This is a genomic window from Gluconobacter sp. Gdi, from assembly GCF_014132155.1.
Taxonomy (GTDB): domain Bacteria; phylum Pseudomonadota; class Alphaproteobacteria; order Acetobacterales; family Acetobacteraceae; genus Gluconobacter.
Window position 1 is genome coordinate 48,346 of sequence record NZ_BLJQ01000002.1, and the last position, 23,862, is coordinate 72,207.

The 23,862-nt window shown below is 57.3% G+C and carries 26 protein-coding genes and 1 riboswitch; of the genes, 13 read left to right on the top strand and 13 right to left on the bottom strand.

Annotated elements, in window-relative coordinates; translation table 11 throughout:
• Window positions 1–250 precede the first annotated feature (250 nt).
• From glnA to JN414_RS04135, 3 genes are all read left to right on the top strand, one after another.
• Window positions 251–1,633 carry a type I glutamate--ammonia ligase gene (glnA, locus tag JN414_RS04125; RefSeq protein ID WP_064275530.1) on the top strand — a complete coding sequence of 461 codons (1,383 nt, stop codon included), beginning with the start codon at window positions 251–253 and terminating at the stop codon, window positions 1,631–1,633.
• Between the two features lie 84 nt (window positions 1,634–1,717).
• Window positions 1,718–2,347 (top strand): trimeric intracellular cation channel family protein, encoded by a 630-nt coding sequence (locus tag JN414_RS04130; RefSeq protein WP_064275503.1) that lies wholly within the window; start codon window positions 1,718–1,720, stop codon window positions 2,345–2,347.
• 29 nt (window positions 2,348–2,376) lie between these two features.
• Window positions 2,377–3,369 (top strand): MBL fold metallo-hydrolase, encoded by a 993-nt coding sequence (locus JN414_RS04135; RefSeq protein WP_202206840.1) that lies wholly within the window; start codon window positions 2,377–2,379, stop codon window positions 3,367–3,369.
• 21 nt (window positions 3,370–3,390) lie between these two features.
• Here the strand turns inward: JN414_RS04135 and JN414_RS04140 are convergent, their stop codons facing one another.
• Both JN414_RS04140 and JN414_RS04145 read right to left on the bottom strand, forming a co-directional pair.
• The gene (locus tag JN414_RS04140; protein ID WP_046900368.1) at window positions 3,391–3,603 is read right to left on the bottom strand and encodes a heavy-metal-associated domain-containing protein; all 213 of its coding nucleotides are present in this window, start codon (window positions 3,601–3,603) and stop codon (window positions 3,391–3,393) included.
• A gap of 84 nt (window positions 3,604–3,687) precedes the next feature.
• On the bottom strand, window positions 3,688–3,999 hold the full coding sequence (locus JN414_RS04145; protein ID WP_235271740.1) for a putative quinol monooxygenase: 312 nt from the start codon (window positions 3,997–3,999) through the stop codon (window positions 3,688–3,690).
• 157 nt (window positions 4,000–4,156) lie between these two features.
• On the opposite strand from JN414_RS04145, the gene JN414_RS04150 reads away from it, so the two are divergent.
• Complete coding sequence (locus JN414_RS04150) at window positions 4,157–4,612, top strand: YbaK/EbsC family protein (protein WP_202206842.1); 456 nt, start codon at window positions 4,157–4,159, stop codon at window positions 4,610–4,612.
• A 63-nt stretch (window positions 4,613–4,675) separates the two neighbouring features.
• Here the strand turns inward: JN414_RS04150 and gcvP are convergent, their stop codons facing one another.
• From gcvP to gcvT, 3 genes are all read right to left on the bottom strand, one after another.
• Complete coding sequence (gcvP, locus tag JN414_RS04155) at window positions 4,676–7,513, bottom strand: aminomethyl-transferring glycine dehydrogenase (protein WP_202206843.1); 2,838 nt, start codon at window positions 7,511–7,513, stop codon at window positions 4,676–4,678.
• Between the two features lie 76 nt (window positions 7,514–7,589).
• Entirely contained in the window at window positions 7,590–7,949 is a 360-nt protein-coding gene (gcvH, locus tag JN414_RS04160) for a glycine cleavage system protein GcvH (RefSeq protein WP_048842819.1), read from the bottom strand.
• Between the two features lie 17 nt (window positions 7,950–7,966).
• Window positions 7,967–9,100, bottom strand: coding sequence for a glycine cleavage system aminomethyltransferase GcvT (gene gcvT / locus JN414_RS04165; RefSeq protein WP_202206844.1), 1,134 nt, complete (start codon window positions 9,098–9,100; stop codon window positions 7,967–7,969).
• Between the two features lie 138 nt (window positions 9,101–9,238).
• Window positions 9,239–9,329: riboswitch (glycine riboswitch) on the bottom strand.
• A gap of 98 nt (window positions 9,330–9,427) precedes the next feature.
• Here gcvT and JN414_RS04170 point away from each other — a divergent pair.
• The 3 genes from JN414_RS04170 (at window position 9,428) to JN414_RS04180 (ending at window position 10,570) form a co-directional block, all read left to right on the top strand.
• Window positions 9,428–9,730 carry a putative quinol monooxygenase gene (locus JN414_RS04170; RefSeq protein ID WP_086634734.1) on the top strand — a complete coding sequence of 101 codons (303 nt, stop codon included), beginning with the start codon at window positions 9,428–9,430 and terminating at the stop codon, window positions 9,728–9,730.
• A gap of 1 nt (window position 9,731) precedes the next feature.
• Entirely contained in the window at window positions 9,732–10,001 is a 270-nt protein-coding gene (locus JN414_RS04175; RefSeq protein WP_202206845.1) for a DUF333 domain-containing protein, read from the top strand.
• Between the two features lie 131 nt (window positions 10,002–10,132).
• Window positions 10,133–10,570, top strand: coding sequence for a MarR family winged helix-turn-helix transcriptional regulator (locus tag JN414_RS04180; RefSeq protein ID WP_202206846.1), 438 nt, complete (start codon window positions 10,133–10,135; stop codon window positions 10,568–10,570).
• Between the two features lie 35 nt (window positions 10,571–10,605).
• Here JN414_RS04180 and speE read toward each other — a convergent pair whose 3' ends face one another.
• From speE to miaA, 6 genes are all read right to left on the bottom strand, one after another.
• Window positions 10,606–11,478 carry a polyamine aminopropyltransferase gene (speE, locus tag JN414_RS04185; protein WP_046900377.1) on the bottom strand — a complete coding sequence of 291 codons (873 nt, stop codon included), beginning with the start codon at window positions 11,476–11,478 and terminating at the stop codon, window positions 10,606–10,608.
• A 72-nt stretch (window positions 11,479–11,550) separates the two neighbouring features.
• On the bottom strand, window positions 11,551–12,030 hold the full coding sequence (speD, locus tag JN414_RS04190; protein WP_046900378.1) for an adenosylmethionine decarboxylase: 480 nt from the start codon (window positions 12,028–12,030) through the stop codon (window positions 11,551–11,553).
• 444 nt (window positions 12,031–12,474) lie between these two features.
• Window positions 12,475–13,494: a ketol-acid reductoisomerase gene (ilvC, locus tag JN414_RS04195; RefSeq protein ID WP_046900379.1), complete on the bottom strand. Its 1,020-nt coding sequence runs from the start codon at window positions 13,492–13,494 to the stop codon at window positions 12,475–12,477.
• Complete coding sequence (gene ilvN / locus JN414_RS04200) at window positions 13,494–14,021, bottom strand: acetolactate synthase small subunit (RefSeq protein WP_064275493.1); 528 nt, start codon at window positions 14,019–14,021, stop codon at window positions 13,494–13,496. Before ilvN ends, ilvC begins: the two co-directional genes overlap by 1 nt.
• Window positions 14,021–15,817 (bottom strand): biosynthetic-type acetolactate synthase large subunit, encoded by a 1,797-nt coding sequence (gene ilvB / locus JN414_RS04205; protein ID WP_202206847.1) that lies wholly within the window; start codon window positions 15,815–15,817, stop codon window positions 14,021–14,023. Before ilvB ends, ilvN begins: the two co-directional genes overlap by 1 nt.
• 9 nt (window positions 15,818–15,826) lie before the next feature.
• Entirely contained in the window at window positions 15,827–16,834 is a 1,008-nt protein-coding gene (gene miaA / locus JN414_RS04210; RefSeq protein ID WP_202206848.1) for a tRNA (adenosine(37)-N6)-dimethylallyltransferase MiaA, read from the bottom strand.
• Window positions 16,835–16,876: 42 nt separating this feature from the next.
• Here miaA and serB point away from each other — a divergent pair, with 42 nt between their 5' ends.
• Window positions 16,877–17,770 carry a phosphoserine phosphatase SerB gene (gene serB, locus JN414_RS04215; RefSeq protein WP_202206849.1) on the top strand — a complete coding sequence of 298 codons (894 nt, stop codon included), beginning with the start codon at window positions 16,877–16,879 and terminating at the stop codon, window positions 17,768–17,770.
• A gap of 29 nt (window positions 17,771–17,799) precedes the next feature.
• On the opposite strand, the gene JN414_RS04220 is transcribed toward serB, so the two are convergent.
• Both JN414_RS04220 and JN414_RS04225 read right to left on the bottom strand, forming a co-directional pair.
• A complete protein-coding gene (locus JN414_RS04220; RefSeq protein ID WP_202206850.1) occupies window positions 17,800–18,363 on the bottom strand; it encodes a hypothetical protein in 564 nt (187 codons plus the stop codon).
• A gap of 113 nt (window positions 18,364–18,476) precedes the next feature.
• Entirely contained in the window at window positions 18,477–18,995 is a 519-nt protein-coding gene (locus JN414_RS04225) for a DciA family protein (RefSeq protein ID WP_064275159.1), read from the bottom strand.
• 10 nt (window positions 18,996–19,005) lie between these two features.
• Between JN414_RS04225 and mutY the strand changes: the two genes are divergently transcribed.
• The 5 genes from mutY (at window position 19,006) to JN414_RS04250 (ending at window position 23,620) form a co-directional block, all read left to right on the top strand.
• On the top strand, window positions 19,006–20,067 hold the full coding sequence (gene mutY / locus JN414_RS04230) for an A/G-specific adenine glycosylase (protein WP_202206851.1): 1,062 nt from the start codon (window positions 19,006–19,008) through the stop codon (window positions 20,065–20,067).
• Entirely contained in the window at window positions 20,064–20,687 is a 624-nt protein-coding gene (locus JN414_RS04235; protein WP_202206852.1) for a hypothetical protein, read from the top strand. Before mutY ends, JN414_RS04235 begins: the two co-directional genes overlap by 4 nt.
• Before the next feature lie 111 nt (window positions 20,688–20,798).
• Window positions 20,799–21,980: a Gfo/Idh/MocA family protein gene (locus JN414_RS04240; protein ID WP_202206853.1), complete on the top strand. Its 1,182-nt coding sequence runs from the start codon at window positions 20,799–20,801 to the stop codon at window positions 21,978–21,980.
• 73 nt (window positions 21,981–22,053) lie between these two features.
• The gene (locus tag JN414_RS04245; protein WP_202206854.1) at window positions 22,054–22,431 is read left to right on the top strand and encodes a hypothetical protein; all 378 of its coding nucleotides are present in this window, start codon (window positions 22,054–22,056) and stop codon (window positions 22,429–22,431) included.
• 25 nt (window positions 22,432–22,456) lie between these two features.
• Entirely contained in the window at window positions 22,457–23,620 is a 1,164-nt protein-coding gene (locus JN414_RS04250; RefSeq protein WP_202206855.1) for a thiamine pyrophosphate-binding protein, read from the top strand.
• Window positions 23,621–23,862 lie beyond the last annotated feature (242 nt).

The window sequence follows — 23,862 nt, forward strand, 5'->3', positions numbered from 1 at the left end:
TCAATTGATGATGAAATGAAGGTGTATGTCGTACTCGACAGATGGGAAATTGTCCCGTAATCGTTTTGAAGCCGTTCACACGATGCAAGGCGACAGATCGATGGCCAGAAAAGCCCCTACTTCCTCCACCGCCAAACCGAAAGCTGCAGCTCCACGCCGCGCTTCCGCCAAGGCTGCTTCCCCCAAGACAACCGCCGCAGTTGGCAAGCCACCAGCACCGAAGCCCGAGGCCGTTGCCCGCGTTTTCGAGATGATCCAGGAACATGCGGCTGAGTTCGTCGATCTGCGTTTCACCGATCCCAAGGGCAAGTGGCACCACACGACCCAGACGGTCTCCACCATTGAAGACGACACGTTCGTTGAAGGCTTCATGTTCGATGGCTCGTCCATCCAGGGCTGGAAAGCGATCAACGAGTCCGACATGGTTCTGCTGCCAGATCCGGAAACGGCCGTCATGGACCCGTTCTCCGCAAAGCCGCAGCTGATCCTGTTCTGTGACATTATTGATCCCAAGACAGGCAATTTCTACAATCGTGATCCCCGCTCCACAGCCAAGCTTGCAGAAGCCTATCTGAAGGAAGCCGGCTTCGGCGATACCGCTTTCTTCGGCCCGGAAGCTGAGTTCTTCATCTTCGACAACGTCCAGTTCGGCACTGGTCCGAACTTCGGCACGTACCAGCTCGACAGCATCGAAGGCCCAGGCGCCTCTCTGAAGGCCTACCCGGAAGGCAACATGGGCCATCGCCCTGTCGTCAAGGGTGGTTACTTCCCGGTCCCGCCAGTGGACAGCGAGCATGACCTCCGCGCCGAAATGCTCTCCACGATGGGCGAAATGGGTCTTCCGATCGAGAAGCACCATCACGAAGTTGCACAGTCCCAGCACGAGCTTGGCACGAAGTTCGACACGCTCGTGAAATCTGCTGACTTCATGCAGATCTACAAGTACTGCGTGCACAACGTCGCCCACTCCTACGGCAAAACGGCCACGTTCATGCCGAAGCCGATCTCGGGCGACAACGGTTCCGGCATGCACGTTCACCAGTCCATCTGGAAAGACGGCAAGCCAACCTTCGCTGGCGACAAGTATGCGGACCTGTCCGAAGACGCACTGTTCTACATTGGCGGCATCATCAAGCACGCCAAGGCTCTGAACGCGTTCACGAACCCGTCTACCAACTCCTACAAGCGCCTGATCCCAGGCTTTGAAGCGCCCGTCCTGCTGGCTTACTCCGCTGCCAACCGTTCAGCTTCGTGTCGTATCCCGCACGCCACGAACCCGAAGGCAAAGCGCGTTGAAGTCCGCTTCCCGGACCCGATGGCAAACCCATATCTCGCGTTTGCAGCCATGCTGATGGCCGGCCTTGATGGCATCCGCAACAAGATCCACCCTGGCGACGCCATGGACAAGGATCTGTATGAGCTGCCGAAGGAAGAGCTTGCTCAGATCCCGACGGTCTGCGGTTCGCTCCGTGAAGCCCTTGAAGCCCTCAAGGAAGATCACGCATTCCTTCTCGAAGGCGGCGTTTTCACCAAGGACCAGATCGAGAGCTACATCGACATCAAGTGGCCTGAAGTCTACAAGTTCGAACACACACCCCACCCGGTCGAGTTCGAGATGTACTACTCGGTCTAATCCGAGCAGACTTCTGCAAAACGGAGAAGCCCGGCCTTTGCGCCGGGCTTTTTCGTACCCGCTTTCCCTGTTACGGCACCCGTCATGATGCATCCCGCTTTCGAGGCTTTCTCAACTTCTGTCCTGCCCATTCTGGATATTGCCGGAACGGCCGTCTTCGCCGTTTCAGGAGCCCTCGCCGCAGCACGGGAACGCCTGACAATCCTGACCTTCATGTTCTTCGCCGCCATTACAGGTGTTGGCGGTGGAACCGTGCGCGATCTACTGATCGGTGCACCTGTCTCATGGATGCACAACTCCACTGGCATCACGGTCTGCATGGTCTGCGCCCTGCTCGTCTGGTTCACGCCAGGTCGCCTCTGGTCCGAGCGCGCCGTAGACTGGTTCGACGGAATGGGGATTGCAGCTTATGGCGTATATGGCGCAGCCAAAGCCATTGCCTATGGCATCCCACCGGTTCCAGCCGCTCTGATGGGAATTGTCAGTGCCTGCATGGGAGGCATTTTTCGCGATGTTCTGGCTGGCGTCCCATCCATCATCATTCGTCCAGAACTGTATGTTACGGCCGTTGCCCTCTCATCGTGCAGCTATGTCCTCCTGACAAAAGCAGGGTGTGACACCACACTGGCAGCTGCCATCGCCATTTTCGCAGGGTTTGCCCTTCGCGCACTTGCTCTTCTCAAGGGACTGTCGCTGCCGCATTATCGAAAATAGCCCCTCCTCACGGAAAAGAACGTCCGCTCATGCGCATCGCCCCCGTCCTGAAGGGACTTCTAACCGCTCTCCCTCTGCTTCTTTGTGGCTCCATAGCGCAGGCCTCAGACTTTGATATCGTCGTACTGGGAGCCGCCGGGGGCCTGGATGACGGAACGTTAAGCGCCTACCTGATCCGGCCTGAAGGTTCTGATAAAGGCGTTCTCTGCGATGCGGGAACAGTTCTGCATGGCCTGAAAGACGCCGTAAAAGTGGGGGCGTTCAAAACCCTTTCCCTCAAGTCCGCAACACTGACTCCGGAAGGGGAAATTCTTCGCACGACCATTGCGGCCTATCTGATCAGCCATGCTCATCTGGATCATATTGCTGGTCTGGTCGCCATCTCCCCGGATGACACACCCAAACCGATCATGGCTCTCGCATCCGTCAATGCCATTCTCGCAGACCATATCTTCAACTGGCAGGTTTGGCCCAACATGGGCGACCAAGGCGTCAAACCCCGGCTCGGCACATACCGCTATGACGATCTAACACCCGAGAAGCCAACACTCATTCCCGGGACATCTTTGCAGGTTCAGGCCTATCCATTGAACCACGGTGGTGTGGAATCGACAGCATTTCTGCTCACAAACGGCCAAGACGCCCTGCTCTATCTCGGAGATACCGGGCCAGACGCCCCACAGCACTCAGATCACCTGCATCGTCTCTGGCAGGCTATCGCGCCTCTTGCGCGTCAGAAACATCTCCATGCCATCATGATAGAGTGCTCTTATGACAACTCGATTTCCGATAGCCACCTGTACGGACATCTGACGCCGCACTGGGTAGAGGCAGAACTGGAAGACCTTCAGCAGATCGCAGGCGTTTCGCTCAAAAATCTGCCCGTCGTAATTACGCACGTCAAACCGACACTCAGACGCCAGCAAGATCCCGTTCTGCGCATTCATGAAGAACTGGAAGCGGGCAATACAACAGGCGTCCACTTCATTATGGCAGCTCAGAGCCTGCACCTCAGGCTCTGACCGCCAAAGGCAATCTCTCAGTCAGCCAACGACGTCAAAGCCAACGTCTTCCACTGTCTCTTTCAGCGCTGCCGTAGAAACCTTGGCATCGTCATACTGAATGACAGCCTGTGCTGGCTCCAGGGTCACATCCGCAGCAGAAACGCCAGGAACAGCTTCAAGGGCTTTCTGGAGCTTGCCTGAACACCCTGTGCAGGACATGCCTTCGACCTGAAATGTTACGGTTGCTGTCATGGGTGTCTCTCCTTCGTGCATGGTTTGCCGCCCCAACAGCGACACACCAGAAGAGACATATTCCCGCTGGAATTGAAACAGCTTTCAGATCGCGTCACTGATTTCATCAAGCGGCGTCACCTTCATCAACTGCACCGAAGCGTCCAGACGATCCAGCAACGCGGCAAGAGACCGGAAATGCGGCGTCTCCAAATGCTGCTCGAAAGCCTCAGTCGAAGCCCAGCGCTCCTCCGCCGTGAAGCGTCCTGCATGGTCCTGATCGCGGCTGATTACGTAGCGCTGGCAGCCTTCTTCCGCACGGGATGCAACAATGCAGCGTACCAGTTCCAGCTCCAGTTCTCGTGCCTGGTCAGACGATACAGTTAGAATGGCGACAACACAGGCAGCATGACTCACGATGTTTTCCTCACAAAAAAAGATACAGGAGCTGGTTCCCATCGGTAAACTGATGGCCCTCGCCCCTGTGCGCTGTCATTTCTACAAGATACGTTTTCTGAAATCTCCCCATGTTTCACATGAAACATCTTCCTGAAGTTTCCGGAGGCACCTATTCATGAGTCTTGAAAGCGTAAGGACTGATCTCGCCCAGCGCGCGCCTGATCTCTCCATCATCGTGACGGAGCGTTCCACGGCTACCGTTGAAGAGGCTGCTGCCACACACAATGTCGAACCCGACCAGATTGCCAAAACACTCGGCGTGAAGGTCGGGTCAGGGCCACAGGCTAAAATTGCCCTGATTGTCATGGCAGGAACCAAACGTCTGGATAATCGTCTGACAAAAGACGCTCTGGGAGGGCGCCCCCGCTTCCTTAACGGAGACGAGGTGCTGGCACTTACAAGCCATCCGCCCGGCGGCGTTTGCCCCTTTGGACTATCAGAGCCACTTCCCGTTTATTGCGATGAGTCTCTTCGCGCATTTAAGGCAGGTGCCACCAATGCCTCCGTCATGCTCACCCCGGCGCGTCTGGCAGAACTGACGTCTGCACAGTGGGTCACCGTCACATCCTGATGGACGATAACAAAAGGCGCCCCTTTTGAGGGCGCTTTTTTTTACTCACAAAACAGATTAATATTACGCGTCTGCGTAAGTCGAAATATCCGGGCACGAACACACCAGATTCCGGTCGCCCCACGCGTTATCCAGCCGTCCGACAGGCGACCAGTACTTGGACGTGTTAACCCCACCCGGGAAACAGCCCTTCTCCCGCGCATAGGGGCGACCCCACTCACCGGCCAAATCAGCCGTCGTGTGAGGCGCAAACCGTAGCGGACTATTCTCTACGGCAACTGCCCCCGCTTCCACATCTGCAATTTCTGCCCGAATGGCGATCATCGCATCGCAGAACCGATCCAGCTCGACCTTCCCCTCAGATTCTGTCGGCTCGATCATGAATGTCCCCGCCACCGGGAAACTGACCGTCGGGGCATGGAACCCATGGTCAATCAGACGCTTGGCAATATCGTCCACCGTCACACCAACTGCATCCTTGATTGGCCGCAGATCAACAATACACTCATGCGCCGTAAAGCCATTGCTGCCCCGATAAAGCACCGGGTAATGCGCTTCCAGACGCGCCGCGATGTAGTTCGCATTCAGAATGGCTATTTCCGTCGCCCGGCGCAGCCCGTCATCGCCCATCATCATGATGTACGCCGCAGAGATCGGCAGAATGGACGCTGACCCATAAGGCGCAGCAGAAACGGCAATTCCGTTCTGTCCCGGCAGATACGGCGCCAGATGGCTGCCCACACCAATCGGCCCCATGCCCGGTCCACCACCGCCATGCGGAATGCAGAACGTCTTGTGCAGATTGAAATGCGAAACATCAGCCCCGTACAGACCCGGCCGCGCCAGACCGACCTGCGCATTCAGGTTCGCACCATCCAGATAAACCTGCCCACCAGCCGCATGAACAAGATCACAGATCTCGACAATCCGCTCCTCAAACACACCATGCGTGGACGGATAGGTAATCATGATGGCCGCCACACGGCCGTCATGCTGCGCAATTTTCGCCTTCAGATCCTCAACATCAACGTTGCCATTGCTGTCACAGGCCACAACAACAACACGCATCCCCACCATGTGGGCGGAAGCCGGGTTCGTTCCATGGGCGGACGCCGGAATCAGGCACACATCCCGATCCATATCTCCGCGCGCCTGATGATACCCACGGATCGCCAGAAGGCCCGCAAACTCACCCTGCGCACCAGAATTTGGCTGAAGCGACACAGCATCGTAGCCGGAAATCGCACACAGCGTCCGCTCCAGATACGCAAACAGTTCCGCATACCCAGCCTGCTGATCCTTCGGCGCAAACGGATGAATCCGCCCAAATTCAGGCCAGGTGATGGGAATCATTTCCGCCGTCGCATTGAGCTTCATCGTGCAGGAACCCAGCGGAATCATCGTCCGGTCCAGCGCAAGGTCCTTGTCAGACAGAGACCGCATATACCGCAGCAGATCCGTCTCCGAACGATGAACATGGAACACCGGATGCGTCAGCAAAGCCGCCTGACGGGACAGCGCCTGAGGCAGACCTTCTTCAACAGAAAGCTCGCGCTCCAGAACCGCAACACGCGCCTCATCTGCCCCGAAGCACTGCCACAGCGCCCGAACGGTCGCCGGCGTTGTCGTCTCATCACAAGACAGACCAATTCGTCCTACGCCCGCATCACGCAGATTGATCCCGGCGTCTAAAGCCTTAGCAATGATGCCCTGCGCTTCGGAGCCAACCTGAACCGTGAGCGTGTCAAAGAACGTTTCCGTCTCAACCGTCACACCCAGAGCCTTCAGCCCCGCAGCCAGAATAGCCGCCAGACGATGCGTACGCCCCGCAATCGCCTTCAGCCCTTCCGGTCCATGATACACCGCATACATGGACGCAATGACGGCCAGCAGAACCTGCGCCGTGCAGATGTTGGACGTCGCCTTCTCGCGGCGGATATGCTGCTCACGGGTCTGCAACGCCAACCGATACGCCGGGCGCCCGGCGCTATCACGGGACACACCGACCAGACGCCCCGGCATGTGCCGCTTGTAAGCATCCTTCGTCGCCATGAACCCGGCATGTGGGCCACCACCGCCCATCGGCACACCATAACGCTGCATGGACCCAATGGCGATGTCCGCGCCCAGAGCCCCCGGGCTTTCCAGCATCACAAGAGCCAGCGGATCACACGTTACGGCAACAATACCGCCCTGAGCATGAACAGCCTCAATCACACCGCGCGGGTCACGCACAGCGCCGGACGACCCCGGATAGGAGAGCAGCGCACCAAACACAGACGCCGCATCCAGATCCGTCGCCGGATCACCAACCACAATCTCCCAGCCCAGCGGCTCGGCCCGCGTCTTCAGAACAGCCAGCGTCTGCGGATGCGTATCAGCATCTACGAAGAACCGGTCGGACTTGGACTTGCAGACACGCTTGGCCAGCGCCATCGCCTCTGCACAGGCCGTGCCCTCATCCAGCAGGGACGCATTGGCAATATCGAGCCCCGTCAAATCAGCCACAAGCGTCTGGAAGTTCAGAAGCGCTTCAAGGCGTCCCTGACTGATTTCCGGCTGATAAGGCGTGTAAGCCGTATACCAGGCCGGATTTTCCAGAATATTGCGCTGAATCACAGGCGGCAGAACCGTGTCGTAATATCCCTGCCCGATCATGGACGTCAGAACGCGGTTCCGGGACGCAATCTCCCGCAGACGCGCCAGAGCCTGCTGCTCCGTCAGCGCCGCGCCAATCCCGTGGTCGCCGCGATCAAGAATGGCTTTTGGAACCGTCCGATCAATCAGATCCTCAAGGCTGGACGCCCCAATCGTCTGCAACATCTCCGCAATTTCAGAGGAGCGTGGGCCAATATGGCGGGAGCTGAAGTCTTCGGTCTGTTCAGGCCACAGGATCGTCACGGTATCGTTCTCTGGAAATCTTGATGGGCAGGGAAAGAAAAATGGGTCCGGCAAAAGCCAGACCCATCACAGAACGTCAGAGGCTCTTGTACTGCTCTGCCGTCAGAAGGGACGTCACGTCATCCGGGTTGGAAACCTTCATCTTGAAGATCCAGCCCTCACCTTCCGGGTCATTACCAACCAGCGTCGGCTCGTCGGACAGCTTCGTATTGAAGCCCGACAGCACACCGGCAACCGGAGCATAGATGTCAGACGCCGCCTTAACGGATTCCACAACCGCAGCAGCATCGCCAGCCGCTACGTCCGTACCCTCGTCCTTGGCTTCCACGAACACCAATTCGCCCAGCTCTTCAGAAGCATGAGCCGTGATGCCCACAGTTGCTTCTTCCCCGTCCAGACGGATCCATTCATGCGATTTGGTATAATAAGTCGTCATCGCTGCTTTTCCTTGGCTTAACGCTTGAAACCGGGCGCCACGAACGGCATCGCCCGAACATGAACCGGAACGAATTTTCCACGCAGTTCGGCAAACAGTGCCGTGTCATTCCCTGCGTAATCTGTTGCGACATATCCCATCGCCACCGGCGCCTGGACCGTCGGGCCAAACGCCCCTGACGTCACCAGACCGATCTCTTTCTGGCCTTCCGCATCCGCAAAAAGCTTCGCCCCCGCACGAACAGGCGCACGCCCCTCCGCCATCAGGCCAACACGCTTGCGGCTGACACTTTCACGAGCCTGACGCAGAACGATCTCCGCCCCCGGATAGCCTCCTTCACGAGAGCCCCCTTCGCGCCGGGCTTTCTGAATAGCCCAGGCCAGAGACGCTTCAATCGGCGTGGTCGTCGTATCGATATCATTGCCATACAGGCAAAGCCCCGCTTCCAGACGAAGCGAATCCCGGGCTCCAAGCCCAATGGGCAGAACCTGCGGCTGAGCCAGCAACGCCCGCGCAACAGTCTCCGCATCCGCGGCTGCACAGCCAATTTCGTAACCATCTTCCCCAGTATAACCCGAGCGCGACAGCGTCACCGGAACACCAGCAAGCTCCGTCTCGATCACGTCCATAAAGCGCATCTCTGCCGCTGCCGGGCAAAGAGGAGCCAGAGCGTCCTGAGCTTCAGGTCCCTGCAGCGCCATCAGCGCGCGATCAAACTGCCGCGTCACAATGCAACGGTCAGAAAGAGCCGCTTCAATCAGCGCCGCATCCTGCTCCTTGCAGGACGCATTCACCACGACGAACAGATCATCACCCATATTGGCGACCATCAGATCATCCAGAATGCCTGCAGCGTCATTCGTCAGAAATCCGTAACGCTGCCGCCCCTTCGCCAGCCCCGCATAGTCAGCCGGAATCAGGCTTTCGAGTGCGAGCGCAGCGTCCCGGACATCACCATTTCTGGCAGCAATCCGGATTTGCCCCATATGGGAGACGTCAAAAAGCCCAGCCTTGCTACGCGTGTGCAGATGCTCGGCCATCAGCCCGGCCGGATACTGAAGCGGCATCTCATAACCCGCGAATGGCACCATTTTAGCGCCAAGTTCCAGATTGAGAGCATGGAGAGGAGTACGCTGGAGAGAGTCGGTCATAGGGTAGGTCCGGCCCGGTCAGAACGTGAAGGTGCAGACGCGCCCGGAGTTTCCGGATAACGCCGCCCCTTCTGTCCTTTCGCCTGAGATCGCTATCCCGTCGGCGGGTACGTCAGGCGCACCTCTCTCCAGAATTTACCGACCAACTCGGTCCTTTGGCCTGAGAGTTTCCGGGGCGGTTGCTCCTTCGGCGCCAGCCATGAAGGCCAGTCTCTCCCGTATTGGTCGGACTCGATCCTGCCAGTTTCCTGATCTCTTCGCAATCGTTACGGTTAGTTCTGCGTTACGATTGCCGCATACCTTTGTAACCAGAACGGGAGAACTTTCATGGCTGGCGAACTGACTGTCATTGCAGAATTGTCCATCCCCCCAGAAAATCGGGAAAAATTCCTTGAAATGTGCGCTTATGACAGCAAGCATTCAAACGCGGACGAGCCCGACTGCCATAGCTTTGACGTGATGACATCCAACGAAGATCCGAATCTCATTGTGCTTGTCGAAACCTATCGCGATCAGGCTGCCTTTGATGTGCACCTCAAAACGCCGCACTTCCAGAAATTCGCAGAGGCTGTAAAAACCCTTGGCGCCAAGGAAAACAACGTCCGCTTCTTTACAAGGACGGCACCCTGATATGCGCTTCTCGCTCAAAAACAGCGTCTATGGCGCCACTCTTCTCCTATTGGCTGCATGCAGCGCGGAGCAACCGCAAAAGCCACATCTCATAGGTCTGGCAAACCCGGCCAGTGTCTCCTGCACAAAGCGGGGAGGAACTCTGGAAATTATCAGTCAGCCGGGAGGACAGATTGGGATGTGTCACCTTCCCTCCGGACAGACCTGTGAAGAATGGAGTCTGTATCGCGACCATCAGTGCAAGCCCCTACCACATACCTCTACGCCCTAAGCGGTTCCTCTCGTTTTCCTGATTTCCAAAGAGATCAGGAAAACCGCTTTACGATACGAACAGTCTTTTCAGATTAAATACATAACATGTTATGTATGTTATCCACATTATCCACCTGAAGGCAGTTCCTCATGCAAAATCAGGCCCCTTGCCTCTCCATAGGCTCGCTAACAAGTAAGACCGGGCGCCTTTTCACGCGCCTGATGGAACAGAAACTCAAACCTGCCGGTATGCGCGCAGGCCAAATCCCGGTCTTCCTGGCACTCGGAAAAGGTGAAGTCCTTACTCAAAAGGTGCTCGCCGAACTCGCAGGGATTGAACAGCCCGGCATGGCAACGCTTCTGGCACGCATGGAACGGGACGGCCTGATCGAACGCGAACCCGATCCGGACGACAAACGCGTCAGTCAGATCCGACTTTCAGCAGTCGGCCTCACTAAAAGCCAGCAGGTTATTCCGATTATGGAAGGGGCCAGCGAAGAAGCCTTCAAAGGCTTCACTCCGCTGGAAAGAGGTATTCTCATTACGCTTCTGGAACGCATGAGCAGCAGCCTCGAAAGCTGTCTTTAAGATCCCTCGCTCCTAAAAGAGCGAAGGATCAGGCCTTACTTCTCCGTCTTAGGAAGATGCTCGGCAATATACGGCGGCAGATTAAAAGAGCCGACGTGAATTTCAGGCGTCCAATAGCGTGTCGTGCCAAGAATCTTGGCTGCGTCTGCACGGCCGCGGATCTGCTCCAGCGTCTGCGTGTTCGGAGCCTGGCCTTTGGAAGCCATACCCAGCGTCATGAAACCGCCGACATAAGTCGGGACAGCGGCAACATAAGCTGAAACATGCGGGAAGAATTTCGCACGACGCAGGCTCGTCTCATACAGTTCATCAGACTGCATGAACGGGACACCACACTGGTTCACGATCAGACCTTCATCCGACAGGATACGTGCGCAGTTGCTGTAGAATTCGTCCGTAAACAGAACTTCACCCACGCCGATCGGATCCGTGCTGTCCACGATGATGACGTCAAAAGAGCCGTCAGCAGCCTTGGCAACATAGTCGATACCGTCACCAACAATCACTTCAGCGCGCGGGTCGTTCCAGGCATCGCCCGCAATGTTCGGCAGGTGCTGCTTGGACAGTTCGATCACAGCACCATCGATTTCCACCATGACGGCTTTTTCAACGGTCTTGTGCTCAAGAACGCGACGCAGAACGCCACCATCACCCGCACCAATGATCAGAACGCGCTTCGCACACGGATGGGCCAGCATCGGAACATGCGTCAGCATTTCCTGATAAACGAACTCATCGCGTTCCGTGATCTGGATAACGCCATCCAGAACCAGCACACGGCCATGGCTGGAGCTTTCAAAGACAACAATGTCCTGGAAATCAGATTTTACGCGCGCGAGCTCGCGCGTTACGAGAAAACGCTGTCCCCAGTCCGGGTACAGGGTCTCGTTGATCCATGTTTCAGCCATGGTCATCGGTTCCTTGTCGGGATTGAATAGCAGAGTAAAGACCAGCCGGCTCGGCTGGCCCCTATCCGAGAGTCAGGCCGCGCTAGCGTTCCTGTCCTGCACGCGTCCACGGCGTACGGCATCGACTTCGATGCGGCCAGCCTGGAACAGGCGCTGCATGACCGGAATCGAAAGATTCGGATCACAGGCGCCACACATGAACACATCTACCGCAGCGTAATTACGCTCTGGCCATGTGTGGATCGAGATGTGACTTTCCGCCAGAACCAGAACACCAGACACACCACCATTCGGCGTGAAGTGATGGAAATGGCTGTGCAGAATCGTTGCACCGGCTGCAATAGCACCCTCGCGCAGCGTCTCATCAATCCGTGCTGGATCATCAAGATTCCGGGCATCCCAGAAATCGATCAGCAGATGATTACCGGCATAGCGTTCGCCATCCCGTTCAATAAAGTAGTCTTTGCGCTCCTCTTCAACAGAGTGAGCAGCGCTGTTCTGGATATCTCTCGGGAGTTCCGATACCATCCCCAGTTGAGCAAGTGCGTTCATCACGTACCCCCAAACCAGTAGACAGCCTGTTGGGCGAAATCGCCCCCTTGGGCCAAGAAGCGCGGTAGTTAGAGCCCCCTTCCTGCGGATGCAAGGGTTTTCTGGCCTGATTCGCGAATATGTCACATTCCCTGAAAAAGCAGGGCCGACATTGCCGACCCATCCCCCGTAGCCGGTCGCCCTAAACAAGAACTATCTTTTGGGAATCAGGGGTAAAACCGCTCTCAGAACATCCAAAAAAGCGGCAGGCCTTTGGGATCACCCTTCACTTCAACGTCTTTTTGCCTCAGCAATGGACGCTGACCCTTGGCTAGAAATTCAGCGTCCTCTACTGCACAGCGCATAAAAAAACACGCACTCCAAGGCTGAAATATCTCAGCCTCGCAATGCGTGCTCTTCATACCCCCTAGCCGATAGCGACTAAGGGGATCTAATCCGTAAAGATCAGTTCTTGGCCTTGTCGACCAGCTTGCCCTTGGCAATCCACGGCATCATCGCACGCAGCTTCTCACCGGTCTTCTCGATCTGGTGAGCGTCATTGCGAGCGCGGATAGCCTTGAAGCCAACGCCACCAGACTGATTCTCAAGGATGAAGTTACGAACGAACGTCCCATCCTGAATGTCCGTCAGAACGCGCTTCATCTCAGCCTTCGTTTCCGGCGTGATGATGCGCGGACCCGTCACGTACTCACCATACTCCGCAGTGTTGGAGATGGAGTAGTTCATGTTGGAAATGCCGCCTTCGTAGATCAGATCCACGATCAGCTTCATTTCGTGCAGGCACTCGAAGTAAGCCATTTCCGGGGCATAGCCACCTTCAACCAGCGTCTCGAAACCAGCGCGGATCAGGTCAACGACACCACCACACAGAACAGCCTGCTCACCGAACAGATCGGTTTCGACTTCTTCCTTGAAGCTCGTCTCGATGATGCCTGCACGGCCGCCACCATTTGCGGAAGCGTAGGACAGAGCGATGTCCAGAGCCTTGCCAGAAGCATTCTGAGCCACAGCAACGAGGGACGGAACGCCACCGCCACGCTGGTATTCGGAACGCACCGTGTGGCCCGGGCCCTTCGGGGCGATCAGGAACACGTCCAGATCCGGACGGGCTTCAATGATGCGGAAGTGGATGGAAAGACCATGTGCGAATGCAAGAGCTGCACCCTGCTTCAGGTTCTTCTCAAGGCTGTCCTTGTACAGGGCGCCCTGGCCTTCATCCGGCGTCAGAACCATGACCACATCGGCCCAGGCAGCAGCCTCGTCCGGGGACATGACCTTGAAACCAGCCTCTTCTGCCTTCTTGACGGCAGAGGACGTCGGACGCAGGCCAATGACAATGTCGGTCAGGCCGCTGTCACGCAGGTTGTTGGCATGAGCGTGACCCTGGCTGCCGTAGCCAATGATCGCGACTTTCTTGCTCTTGATCAGATTCAGATCGGCATCGCGATCGTAATACACCCGCATCAGACATGTTCCTCGTTAACGTGAAAGACAGAAGGGCCACGACCAATGGCCGCAATCCCCGTGCGCGAAACCTCAGCCAGGCCAAGGGGGCGCATCAACTCGATAAAAGCGTCGATCTTGGAGGGAGACCCCGTCAGTTCGAACACAAAACTGGTGGCCGTCGTATCAACCGGGCGCGCCCGGAAGGAATCTGCAATCCGCAGACCTTCCGTACGGTTTTCGCCGCGGGAGACGACTTTCACCAGAGCAAGCTCACGGCCCACATACGGGCCTTCTTCCGTCAGATCACAGACCGCATGAACCGGAATCAGACGCTTCAGCTGCGCCTTGATCTGCTCAATAACCTGCGGGGTGCCCGACGTCAGAACCGTAATGCGTGACAGGCTGCGCTCGGCATCCACCAGCGCAACCGTCAGGCTCTCAATGTTGTAGCCCCGGCCTGAAAACAGACCCACCACGCGGGCCAGTGCGCCACTCTCGTCCTCAATAAGAACCGAGATGACCGAATGTTGGATTGTCTCCGTCATCAGACCAGCATCATCCCTTCTTCGGTCAGACCTGCGGCTGCGGAATCCTGATCCGGGCCAAGCAGCATCTGGTTGTGGGCCGCACCCGATGGAATCATCGGGTAGCAGTTTTCATTTTCCGCCACGCAGATATCCGCGATGACAGGACCGTCATGCTCCAGCATCCGGCGGATGACATCGTCCAGCTCACCCACGCAGGTCGCACGCATCCCGGTTGCCTGGAACGCTTCTGCCAGCTTCACAAAATCTGGCAGCGCCTCGCTGTAAGACTGGGAATAGCGTGACCCATGCAGCAGTTCCTGCCACTGGCGCACCATGCCCATATACTGGTTGTTCAGGATGAAGATCTTCACTGGCAGACGATACTGCGCAATCGTCCCCAGTTCCTGAATGTTCATCAGGGTCGAGGCCTCACCCGCGATATCAATCACCAGCGCATCCGGATGCGCAACCTGCGCGCCCACAGCAGCTGGCAAACCGTAGCCCATCGTTCCCAGACCACCAGACGTTAGCCAGCGGTTCGGCTTGGCAAACTGGAAGTGCTGGGCCGCCCACATCTGATGCTGGCCGACCTCGGTGGACACAAACGTGTCACGCCCCGTTTCCATCGCCATTTCGTACAGGCGACGAACGGCATGCTGCGGACGGATCACCGCAGACGGCGTCATGTCCTGCGTGAAGCCGAAGCCATCCACGCTGCGCCAGGACGCAATCTGGTTCCACCATGTGCTCAGATCAGGTGCCAGCGTATCGTCCCATGCGTCCAGCAGCGCCTGAAGCGTATCGCGAACATCACCTTCCAGACGTACATCCACACGGATGATCTTGTTGATCTGGCTCGGATCAATATCCGCATGAACCTTGAACGAATTCGGCGAAAACGCGTCCACACGGCCCGTCACGCGATCATCAAAACGCGCACCCAGAGCGATCAGCAGATCACAGCCATGCGTGGCCATGTTCGCCTCAACAGACCCGTGCATGCCCAGCATACCGAGGAACTGCGGATCAGGAGACGGAAACGCTCCCAGCCCCATCAGCGTGGACGTCACCGGGAAACCCGTCTTGCGCGCCAGACGACGCAGCAGCTCAGACGCTTCGGGACCGGAGTTGATGATACCACCGCCCGTGTAGAACAGCGGGCGCTTGGCCGTCTTCATGGCCTCGACCGTGCGGGCAATCGCCTCTGCATCCGGCCCACCCTGATGGCGGAAACGCTTCAGCCGGGACATGGCAGGCGCCGTCAGCGGAGCCTGACCAACCGTGATGTCCTTGGGCAGATCAACCAGCACAGGCCCCGGACGACCGGAACGCGCCACCTCGAAAGCTTCACGCACAGTCTGGGCCAGAGCGCCCGGCGTCCGCACCAGATAGTTGTGCTTCGTGGCCGGGCGGGTAATGCCCGTTGTGTCCGCTTCCTGGAACGCATCATTGCCAATCAGCTTCGTCGGCACCTGACCGGTCAGGCAGACCAGCGGGATCGAATCCATCAGCGCATCGACAAGACCGGTCACGGCATTGGTTGCGCCAGGACCGGATGTCACCAGAACAACACCAACCTTGCCCGTCGAACGCGCATAGGCCTCAGCCGCATGAACGGCAGCCTGCTCATGACGGACAAGAATGTGGCGGATACGGTCCTGCTTGAAGAGCGCATCGTAGATTGGAAGGACAGCGCCCCCCGGATAGCCAAAGACTACCTCTACGCCCTGTTCATCGAGAACGCGCAGAAGCACCTCCGCGCCATTCAGCGCCTCGTTGCCTGTTGTTGCGTCTCTTTCAGCAGAAGCCGTCACCGTATCCTCCTAAGGGGTATGAGGCGCGGGATTTAGGACAGTTCTGTAGGATTCGTCAACTCGCTCAGATATAAAATTCTCAATTTTTTCGTGTTCTGTTTTCGATTCTTGCGCAAATGGGGTGTATCTACGAAACGAAACCATCGAATTACCCTCTGATCCCAAGGCATGATGCCGAAACCACGTCGCCTGTCGGCGCGTATATCGGCCTGTCGCCAGAACAGCAGCCTGTCGCGCAGCCTCGATCGTCACGTCACCCTGCAACACCGCAGCAAGCTCAGGAACCCCATGCGCGCGCATGGCTGGCAATACAGAATCCAGCCCCCGTGCAACAAGTTGACGCACTTCATCCAGCGCCCCAGCCTCAAGCATCTGGCCGAAGCGGGCATCAAGAGACGCCCGCAATTCCTCCCGTGGCGGATCAAGAAGAACGGAAACAAATCGGCAGGGAGCCGCTGGCAGACCGGGTTGAACCCGCCACCAGACAAGACCATGCCCCGTCCCACGCCAGACTTCCCATGCTCTGGAGATACGCTGCGTATCATTCGGGCGCAGCGTGGAGGCAGTTTCCGGATCTACCTCCAACAGCTTCTCATGCAGAGCTGCCGGGCCAATGTCCTGCGCCAGCGTTCGGGCTTCCTGTCGCGCGCTCTCCCCCGGGTCAGGCACTTCCACGAGACCATCTGTAAGAGCGCGGAGATACATGCCCGTACCTCCACACAGAATTGGCAGACGACCAGCCCTCCAGGCCGCGTCCATTTCGGTCAGAGCCTGCTCGCGCCACCAGGCCACACTTCCCGGCGTCGCCGCATCCAAAACACCATACAAACGGTGCGGAACAGCCGCCTCATCCGCTGCATCAGGGCGCGCTGTGAGAATATGAAGATCGCGGTAAACCTGCATGGAATCAGCATTAATCACTGTTCCATTGAAGGTCCGCGCAAGATCAAGAGCCAGAGCAGACTTGCCGGAGCACGTCGGGCCAGCCACAATGATTGCTGTCTTTGGGGCGTTCATTCCCCTGTTCCTGCCACACGCGCTGGATCGTTACGAGAGCTTATGTCCCTTCCTTCCGTTCTGACACTCATTGCCGACCGCAAGGCTGGCCCCCTCAAACCAGAAGCCATCGACGTCGCCCGCTCTCTGGTGAAAGGCAAAGCCCCTATCGTTCTGTCTGAAGGGGAAGCCGTCGATATTCCATGCCCTACGCCTGGGCCCGGCGCCGCAAGCGCCGCAACAATCCGCGCAACGCTGGCCCCCTATCAGGTCGACACACTGCTGCTGAAAACTCGTGGCCGTCGTAAAGCTGTTCTCGTCGCAGACATGGACAGCACCATCGTGACGGGAGAAACGCTGGATGAAATGGCCGCAGCTCTTGGTGTAGGCGAGCAGGTTGCGGCCATCACCCGAGCCTCCATGAATGGAGAGATCGACTTTGAAACGTCCATTGAACAACGCGTTGCTCTGCTCGCAGGAAAATCAGCGTCTGTTCTGGAAGACGTCTGGAAGACTGTAACCCTGACGGACGGCGCAAAAGAGCTCGTGCAGACCATGCGCAAGCACAACGCGCGCACGGCTCTGGTGTCAGGTGGCTTCACATGGTTCACACAACGTGTGGCAGAGCTGTGTGGCTTCGACGAAAACCACGGAAATATTCTTGATATCGTTGATGGCAAGATGACCGGAAAGCTCGGCGGCCCGGTTCTGGGGCCAGATGCAAAGCTGACTCACCTAGAAGCCCTGACAACTGAGCGGGGCGTTCAACTTCGTGCTGCGCTCACAACCGGTGACGGTGCGAACGATATTCCAATGCTGGCCAGCGCCGGGCTGGGTCTGGCCTTCCACGCAAAACCGAACGTGAAGAAGGTGATTGGTACGCAGATCAATTTTTCAGGTCTGCGCGCACATCTGTTCGCTCAGGGATACCGCGCCGCCGATTTCGTCACTGACTGACGAAAAGGCCGCGCCTTTATACTCCCGCCTCAATACCCCCAAGTATAAGGCGGGGCACCACCGTAGTAGGCTGGCGCTCCATAATATCCCTGCGGAACGGCATACCCGCCAGCAGGAACACCCCCCTGATACCCGCCAGGGTAGTATCCGCCGGGATAGGAATTGGCAGCGCCTTCGATCGCCATACCGGCTGCAACGCCAAGGGCAGCACCAACACCCCAGCCGCCCCAGCCCCAGCCGCCGCCCCAGCCCGGCGTACCCCAGCCGTAACCGAACCAACCCGGTCCGCCCCAGCCATTCCACCCCCCCCAACCGGGCGTGCCCCAACCGACGAAGCGCGGGCCACCCCATCCACCGCCCCAGCCACCATATCCAGGACGAAAGCCCCAACCGGGGCCTCCACGATAGCCGTAGCCACCTCCCGGGCCACCACCGTAACCGCCACCACCACGAAATCCGCCCATCCCGCCACCTCCACCATGGAAGCCACCACCGCCCGGACCACCCCCACGCTGCGCCATTGCCGAAAACGGTGCAGCGCCGATCAACGCAGCAAGAACCAAGGCTCCAGCAGATTTTTTCGTGATGTTCATGGCTTGTCTCCTTGGAAATAGCCGCTTTCAGCTTTCCATATCGTCAGAACTCTGGTCCCTGAAAAGGGCTCTTTCAGGGCATGAAACAAGTCGTTTCACGTGAAACACTTCTGTCACCGACGCCTGCGGCCACCCCGCGCTCCGATATGGCCACCAAGGCGTTGCAGGGCATCCCGCAACTCGTCATCTTCAATCTCAGGAACATCAACCTGAACGGGCTTGGGCCTTGGCGGCTTCGGCCTCTCAAATGCTGTCATGTCCTGAACAATCTTCAACCGAAGAATGAGATGCTCTCCCCGCAGACCACAGGCTGTATTGATCCGTTCAATGATCTGAGGTGCGAGATGCTGCAGTTCCATGGCGATCGGCCCCGAACATGCCAGCGTCAGAGACCCTGCCGACAGTCGGCGCGGCTCAGTCACACGAGACAGACGTGGACCGATAAAATCTTCCCAGTCCATGGAAAGCCGAACCAGAAGCGGAGACTTCTTCTTGAACGCCGGTTTGGTAATTCCCGGCACCAGAGCGCCGATCTGCCGCGCTCCTCCACGCTTGGGAATCCATGCGGGCTTTTGGTCCATGCCCGCTGCCCGACCACGAAGGTTCTTGTCCGGACCGTGATCCTTCGTCATATCCCTCTCCGTGACTCCTGATGCTTCCGACCTGCTCCGCTGGTACGACACTCACCGCCGCACCCTTCCCTGGCGCAGCCTCCCGGGGCAGCGGCCTAACCCCTATGCCGTATGGCTGAGCGAAATCATGCTTCAGCAGACGACCGTAAAGGCTGTCATAGCCTATTACGAACGCTTTCTCACGCATTACCCGACCGTGCAGGAACTGGCCGCAGCCCCACAGGAAGACGTTCTCTATCTTTGGGCCGGGCTCGGCTACTACGCCCGTGCCCGTAATCTCCACGCCTGCGCCAAACGCGTTGCAGAACTCGGGCAATTCCCGGACACAGTCGAAGACCTCCTGAAGCTTCCAGGCATCGGGGCCTATACCGCACGCGCCATCGCCGCAATTGCCTTCGGCCGCCCCGTCGTACCGGTCGATGGAAATGTCGAGCGCGTGACATCACGCCTTTTCGGCATAGAAAACCCTCTCCCCGCCTCGCGCCCGCTTCTGGCCAAACAGGCAGCGCTCCTCAACCAGTCAGCAGAAGCACAGGATCGTCCATCAGACTTTGCCCAAGCCCTGTTCGATCTTGGGGCCACAATCTGCACACCCCGCAACCCATCTTGTCTGACATGCCCCTGGCGTCCATCCTGCCTTGGCCATACCAAAGGAATAGCGTCCACCCTTCCCCGCAAAGCGCCCAAACAGGCACGTCCCACGCGTTACGGCGTGCACTTTGTCCTTCTGGATACAAGTGGGCAGGTTTTGATGAGAACGCGCCCTGAAAAAGGTCTTCTCGGCGGCATGGACGAATTTCCGGGGACGGAGTGGCGCGAGACCCCCTGGACTGAAGCTGATGCCATGAACCATGCCCCAACACTCGGGCCGTGGGCTCTACGGGGAGAGGTCACTCATGTCTTTACCCATTTCACACTTAAGCTCATGGTTTACGCAAAGACCCTCCCTGCGGGACATAATGCAGGGATCGACCCATCCTTTGGCGCGTTTCGGTCAACAACACGCGCAGCATTGCCAGGCGTTATGAAGAAATGCCTCGCCCTTGCAGTTACTGATATGGAGAAAAAATGAGCCAGACTTTTCCCAAAACCCAGGTGTGGTTCATGGACTGGCACAGCCGCGTTCTGGATCATGACCCGATCAGCGACTATTTTTCTCCGACGCCCTTCCAGCCTGGCGTCTATCCCGGCATATCCGCAAAGATTGCCCCTCCCCTAAATCTTCCTTGCGACATCACTTTTGAAAAGCGCGTTTCAATGCCGCGGCCGTTGCCCGTACTTGAAGCTCTGGACGCGGGAAACGGTCTGATTATTTTTCAGGAGAAAGAACTTAAAACTTTCCTGATAAGTGCCCCTGTTCCCGGCAAAGGCAGAATTGGCACAGACTCTACGAACCCTGGGGAATGGGAACGTTTCCTGCCCATGACGGAAGACACCATGCGTGGCCTGTCCACTCTCTTGGTTTCTCAAGCCGCAAGCCTGATCGACGTGGAAACAGGCAAGGTTCTTTCCACCATCAGGCCCGGCGAAGGCTTCCTTTGGATGCTGGGAGACACGTCTATTCCCCTCACAGCCAACATCCAGAATATTGAACAGATCGGGAGGCTGCCAGCACGGCATGAAGCCGAAATCTCGTTTATTCGAAACGATGATCAGCCTCCTCTCCGGGTTCACGTCAGACGACCTGGCTGACACATCAAGACACGGATTTCACGATTGTCGTGAGGTTTTAGGATTTTGCAGACCTTTCAGGGCTGAACCTGCGTTGCTTTTCCTGAACACCCTTCAGGGAAAGCAGCGACAATGCCTCAGACTCCGTCCTCTGACCTCAAACATCTCCTCCCTTCCGAACTGGATACGGGAACAGTCGAAAAGGGCCAGATCACCTTCGGTAACTGGCGCGGAGACGCCGACGTCCCTGAAGCACAGCCCCCTCATGCACTCCCCCCGTCCGAGCGGGTTGGGTTCGCCGTTATGGGACTGGGACGGCTGACTCTTGGAGAAATTCTTCCATCCTTCCTTCAATGCCGCCTCGCCAAACCTGTAGCGCTTATTTCCGGTCGCAAGGAAAAGGCCAGATCCGCGGGACATGATTATGGCATCAGGGAAGAGTCACTTTTCACCTATGATGAAATCCACAAGCTGGCAGACAGGCCCGATATTCAGGCCGTTTATGTCGTCACCCCCAACGCACTCCACGCTGGCCAGGTCGAAGCCCTCGCAACAGCAGGCAAACATGTCCTGTGCGAGAAGCCCATGGCCAACTCAAGCGAGGACGCCAGACGCATGATTGAAGCCTGCCATGCCGCAGGTGTGAAACTCATGATTGCCTATCGCTGCCATTATGAACCCTTCAACCAGCTTGTCAGAAAACTGGTTCAAAGCGGGGAGCTCGGCCGGCCCAAACTCGTCGAAGCCATCAACACACAGATGCAGGGAGACGCCGATCAGTGGCGCCTCAAACCTGAACTGGCTGGCGGAGGAGCCCTTCCGGATATCGGCCTCTATTGCCTCAACGGCACGCGCGCGGTGCTCGGAGAAGAACCTGAGAGTCTGTTCGCACAAATGGTCAGCCCTCCCGATGATCCACGCTACAGAAACCTGGATGAAACATTCTCTTTCATGCTCCGCTTCCCGTCAGGCGTCATTGCCAACTGCGCGACCAGCTATGGCGCACACGAAAGCAAAGACCTTCGTATCCAACTGGAGAAAGGGTGGATCACTCTGGAAAACGCCTTCGCCTATACAGGCCACCGCCTGCGGATCGGACGACGCCAGGGCGACCATAAAGCCGTCAGCGAATGGCACATCCCGGCCGGAAACCAGTTTGCTCTGGAAATCGACCATTTTTCCGAATGCATTCTCAAGAACCAGACACCCCGGACGCCCGGTGAAGAAGGCCTGCGGGACCAGAAACTGATGGAAGCGCTCTACCATTCCGCCAGAACCGGTCAGATGATCCATCTGCCTAAAAACGCGTTGTAAACTCACTCCCAACCACGCTCACCCCTGGCATGAGATGGAACCCCTCGCCGCTCAGGCAGTTAGGATATCTGCTATGTTCAAACTTTCTTCTGCCCTTTCCGTCCCGACAGCCCTGTGCCTTGCAGCATTTGGCCTTGCTGGCTGTGTCTCTGAACCGATGAGTCCGCCGGAACAGCAACTCGCTTCTGCGGGGTTTGTTAGACACCCAGCCAATTCCCCATCACGCCGGGCCGAGCTTCAGCTCATGCCACAGCATGTCTTTCTGACCCGGACTACACCGGAAGGCCTGCGTTACATCTACGCAGACCGGGACATCTGTGACTGCGCTTATATCGGCACGCAGGAAGCCTTCGAGAAATATGCAGCCCAGCAGCCTCATGGCGTTCCCACACTGGGCAAAACTGCCTCAACGGCTGCAGAACAGACGCCCCTCAAGGCGGCCACTCACTGATCATGGCTCCTGAAGCGCGGAAGACATGATTTTCACCGTCGGACATTACCTTGCGGAACGTCTCACCCAGATTGGCCTGAAGCATCATTTCGCCGTAACGGGAGACTGCAATCTCGTCCTGCTGGATCAGCTTCTCGCGCACGGTGGCATGAAGCAGATTTATAGCTGCAATGAGCTGACTTGCAGCCTCTCAGCGGAGGGCTATGCCCGCGTCAACGGTGCAGCAGCCGCAATCATCACCTTTGGCGCTGACGCCATTTCTGCCCTGAATGGCATTCGCGAAGCCTATGCCGAAAATCTGCCGGTCATTCTGATTTCAGGAACACCCAACACGCGTGACCCGAGGTCAGATCTTGCCCCCCTCCGCCAGATCGGGATGGTCCGCCACATTACCGTAGCCGCAGAAATCATCACTTCGGCTGAAACGGCGCCGGCACAGATCGATCACGTTATTCGAACGGCACTGCATGAGAAAAAACCCGCATATCTGGAAATTGCCTGTCATATCGCAGACCAGCCGTGCGTAAGACCCAGTCCGGTTTCCTCACTCTGCTCCCATCCGGCGCCAGATTTGGAAAGCCTGAATGAAGCTGTAGATGAAAGTCTCTGCTTCCTCGAAAAACGGAATAGAATCGTTATTCTTGTCGGCAGCAAGCTTCCGGCAGCTGAGGCACTTGAAAACACAACAGAACTCGCTGACGGCCTTGGGTGCAGCATTACGGTTGTGAGTGCTGCCAAAAGCCTCTTCCCCGAAGAGCATCCGGCTTTCCAGAGCATTTACTGGGACGAAGTCAGCAATCCAAGGACAGAAAAGATCATTCATGAGGCGGATGGAATCATCACGCTCGCCCCAGTCTGGAATGATTATTCCTCCGTAGGCTGGCAGAACCTTATTCACGGCGAGAACGTTCTGGAGATCAACCCAGATCGTGTCACGGTCAATAATCGCACTTTCAACGGCTTCTGCCTTAAGGACTTCGTAAGGGAAATTGCCCATCGCTCTCAGGGCAGGCCGGCCTCTTCAAAGGAGGACTATCAACCCTGGTTTTTTCCTTTAACGACCCCGATGACCAACGATGAAACAACACGTCAGAGCAACATACGTCGCAGATCTTTTCCAAGAGGAACGCAAGCCGAGGACGAAATGCCGTGGCAGCCCCAACGTCTAATGGCCACCACGTCCTCATAGTCGATCCGTACCGGAAGTCCTCTGGGTATAGCGCGCATCATTATTGCTCTCGCAACGCTCTACGTCATCAAAACCGAAATTCACGCGACGGCTTATATAACCAGAGCTACACGCGGACCCTGCCCAAACCTGCAGAAGCCATCAGAACCGTCCGGCCTACTCTGCATTGTTAATTAGCTGAGACAGGCGCGCTGCTTCCACAAATTCACCCCATCACGGGAAAGCTGATCCGCCTTCCCATC

Excerpts from the sequence above, each read along its gene's own strand:
- glnA (WP_064275530.1), top strand. The coding sequence starts at position 251 with ATGATCCAGGAACATGCGGCTGAGTTCGTCGATCTGCGTTTCACCGAT.
- JN414_RS04130 (WP_064275503.1), top strand. The coding sequence starts at position 1,718 with ATGATGCATCCCGCTTTCGAGGCTTTCTCAACTTCTGTCCTGCCCATT.
- JN414_RS04135 (WP_202206840.1), top strand. The coding sequence starts at position 2,377 with ATGCGCATCGCCCCCGTCCTGAAGGGACTTCTAACCGCTCTCCCTCTG.
- JN414_RS04140 (WP_046900368.1), bottom strand. The coding sequence starts at position 3,603 with ATGACAGCAACCGTAACATTTCAGGTCGAAGGCATGTCCTGCACAGGG.
- JN414_RS04150 (WP_202206842.1), top strand. The coding sequence starts at position 4,157 with ATGAGTCTTGAAAGCGTAAGGACTGATCTCGCCCAGCGCGCGCCTGAT.
- gcvH (WP_048842819.1), bottom strand. The coding sequence starts at position 7,949 with ATGACGACTTATTATACCAAATCGCATGAATGGATCCGTCTGGACGGG.
- gcvT (WP_202206844.1), bottom strand. The coding sequence starts at position 9,100 with ATGACCGACTCTCTCCAGCGTACTCCTCTCCATGCTCTCAATCTGGAA.
- JN414_RS04170 (WP_086634734.1), top strand. The coding sequence starts at position 9,428 with ATGGCTGGCGAACTGACTGTCATTGCAGAATTGTCCATCCCCCCAGAA.
- JN414_RS04175 (WP_202206845.1), top strand. The coding sequence starts at position 9,732 with ATGCGCTTCTCGCTCAAAAACAGCGTCTATGGCGCCACTCTTCTCCTA.
- JN414_RS04180 (WP_202206846.1), top strand. The coding sequence starts at position 10,133 with ATGCAAAATCAGGCCCCTTGCCTCTCCATAGGCTCGCTAACAAGTAAG.
- speE (WP_046900377.1), bottom strand. The coding sequence starts at position 11,478 with ATGGCTGAAACATGGATCAACGAGACCCTGTACCCGGACTGGGGACAG.
- speD (WP_046900378.1), bottom strand. The coding sequence starts at position 12,030 with ATGAACGCACTTGCTCAACTGGGGATGGTATCGGAACTCCCGAGAGAT.
- ilvC (WP_046900379.1), bottom strand. The coding sequence starts at position 13,494 with ATGCGGGTGTATTACGATCGCGATGCCGATCTGAATCTGATCAAGAGC.
- ilvN (WP_064275493.1), bottom strand. The coding sequence starts at position 14,021 with ATGACGGAGACAATCCAACATTCGGTCATCTCGGTTCTTATTGAGGAC.
- miaA (WP_202206848.1), bottom strand. The coding sequence starts at position 16,834 with ATGAACGCCCCAAAGACAGCAATCATTGTGGCTGGCCCGACGTGCTCC.
- serB (WP_202206849.1), top strand. The coding sequence starts at position 16,877 with ATGTCCCTTCCTTCCGTTCTGACACTCATTGCCGACCGCAAGGCTGGC.
- JN414_RS04220 (WP_202206850.1), bottom strand. The coding sequence starts at position 18,363 with ATGAACATCACGAAAAAATCTGCTGGAGCCTTGGTTCTTGCTGCGTTG.
- JN414_RS04225 (WP_064275159.1), bottom strand. The coding sequence starts at position 18,995 with ATGACGAAGGATCACGGTCCGGACAAGAACCTTCGTGGTCGGGCAGCG.
- JN414_RS04235 (WP_202206852.1), top strand. The coding sequence starts at position 20,064 with ATGAGCCAGACTTTTCCCAAAACCCAGGTGTGGTTCATGGACTGGCAC.
- JN414_RS04240 (WP_202206853.1), top strand. The coding sequence starts at position 20,799 with ATGCCTCAGACTCCGTCCTCTGACCTCAAACATCTCCTCCCTTCCGAA.
- JN414_RS04245 (WP_202206854.1), top strand. The coding sequence starts at position 22,054 with ATGTTCAAACTTTCTTCTGCCCTTTCCGTCCCGACAGCCCTGTGCCTT.
- JN414_RS04250 (WP_202206855.1), top strand. The coding sequence starts at position 22,457 with ATGATTTTCACCGTCGGACATTACCTTGCGGAACGTCTCACCCAGATT.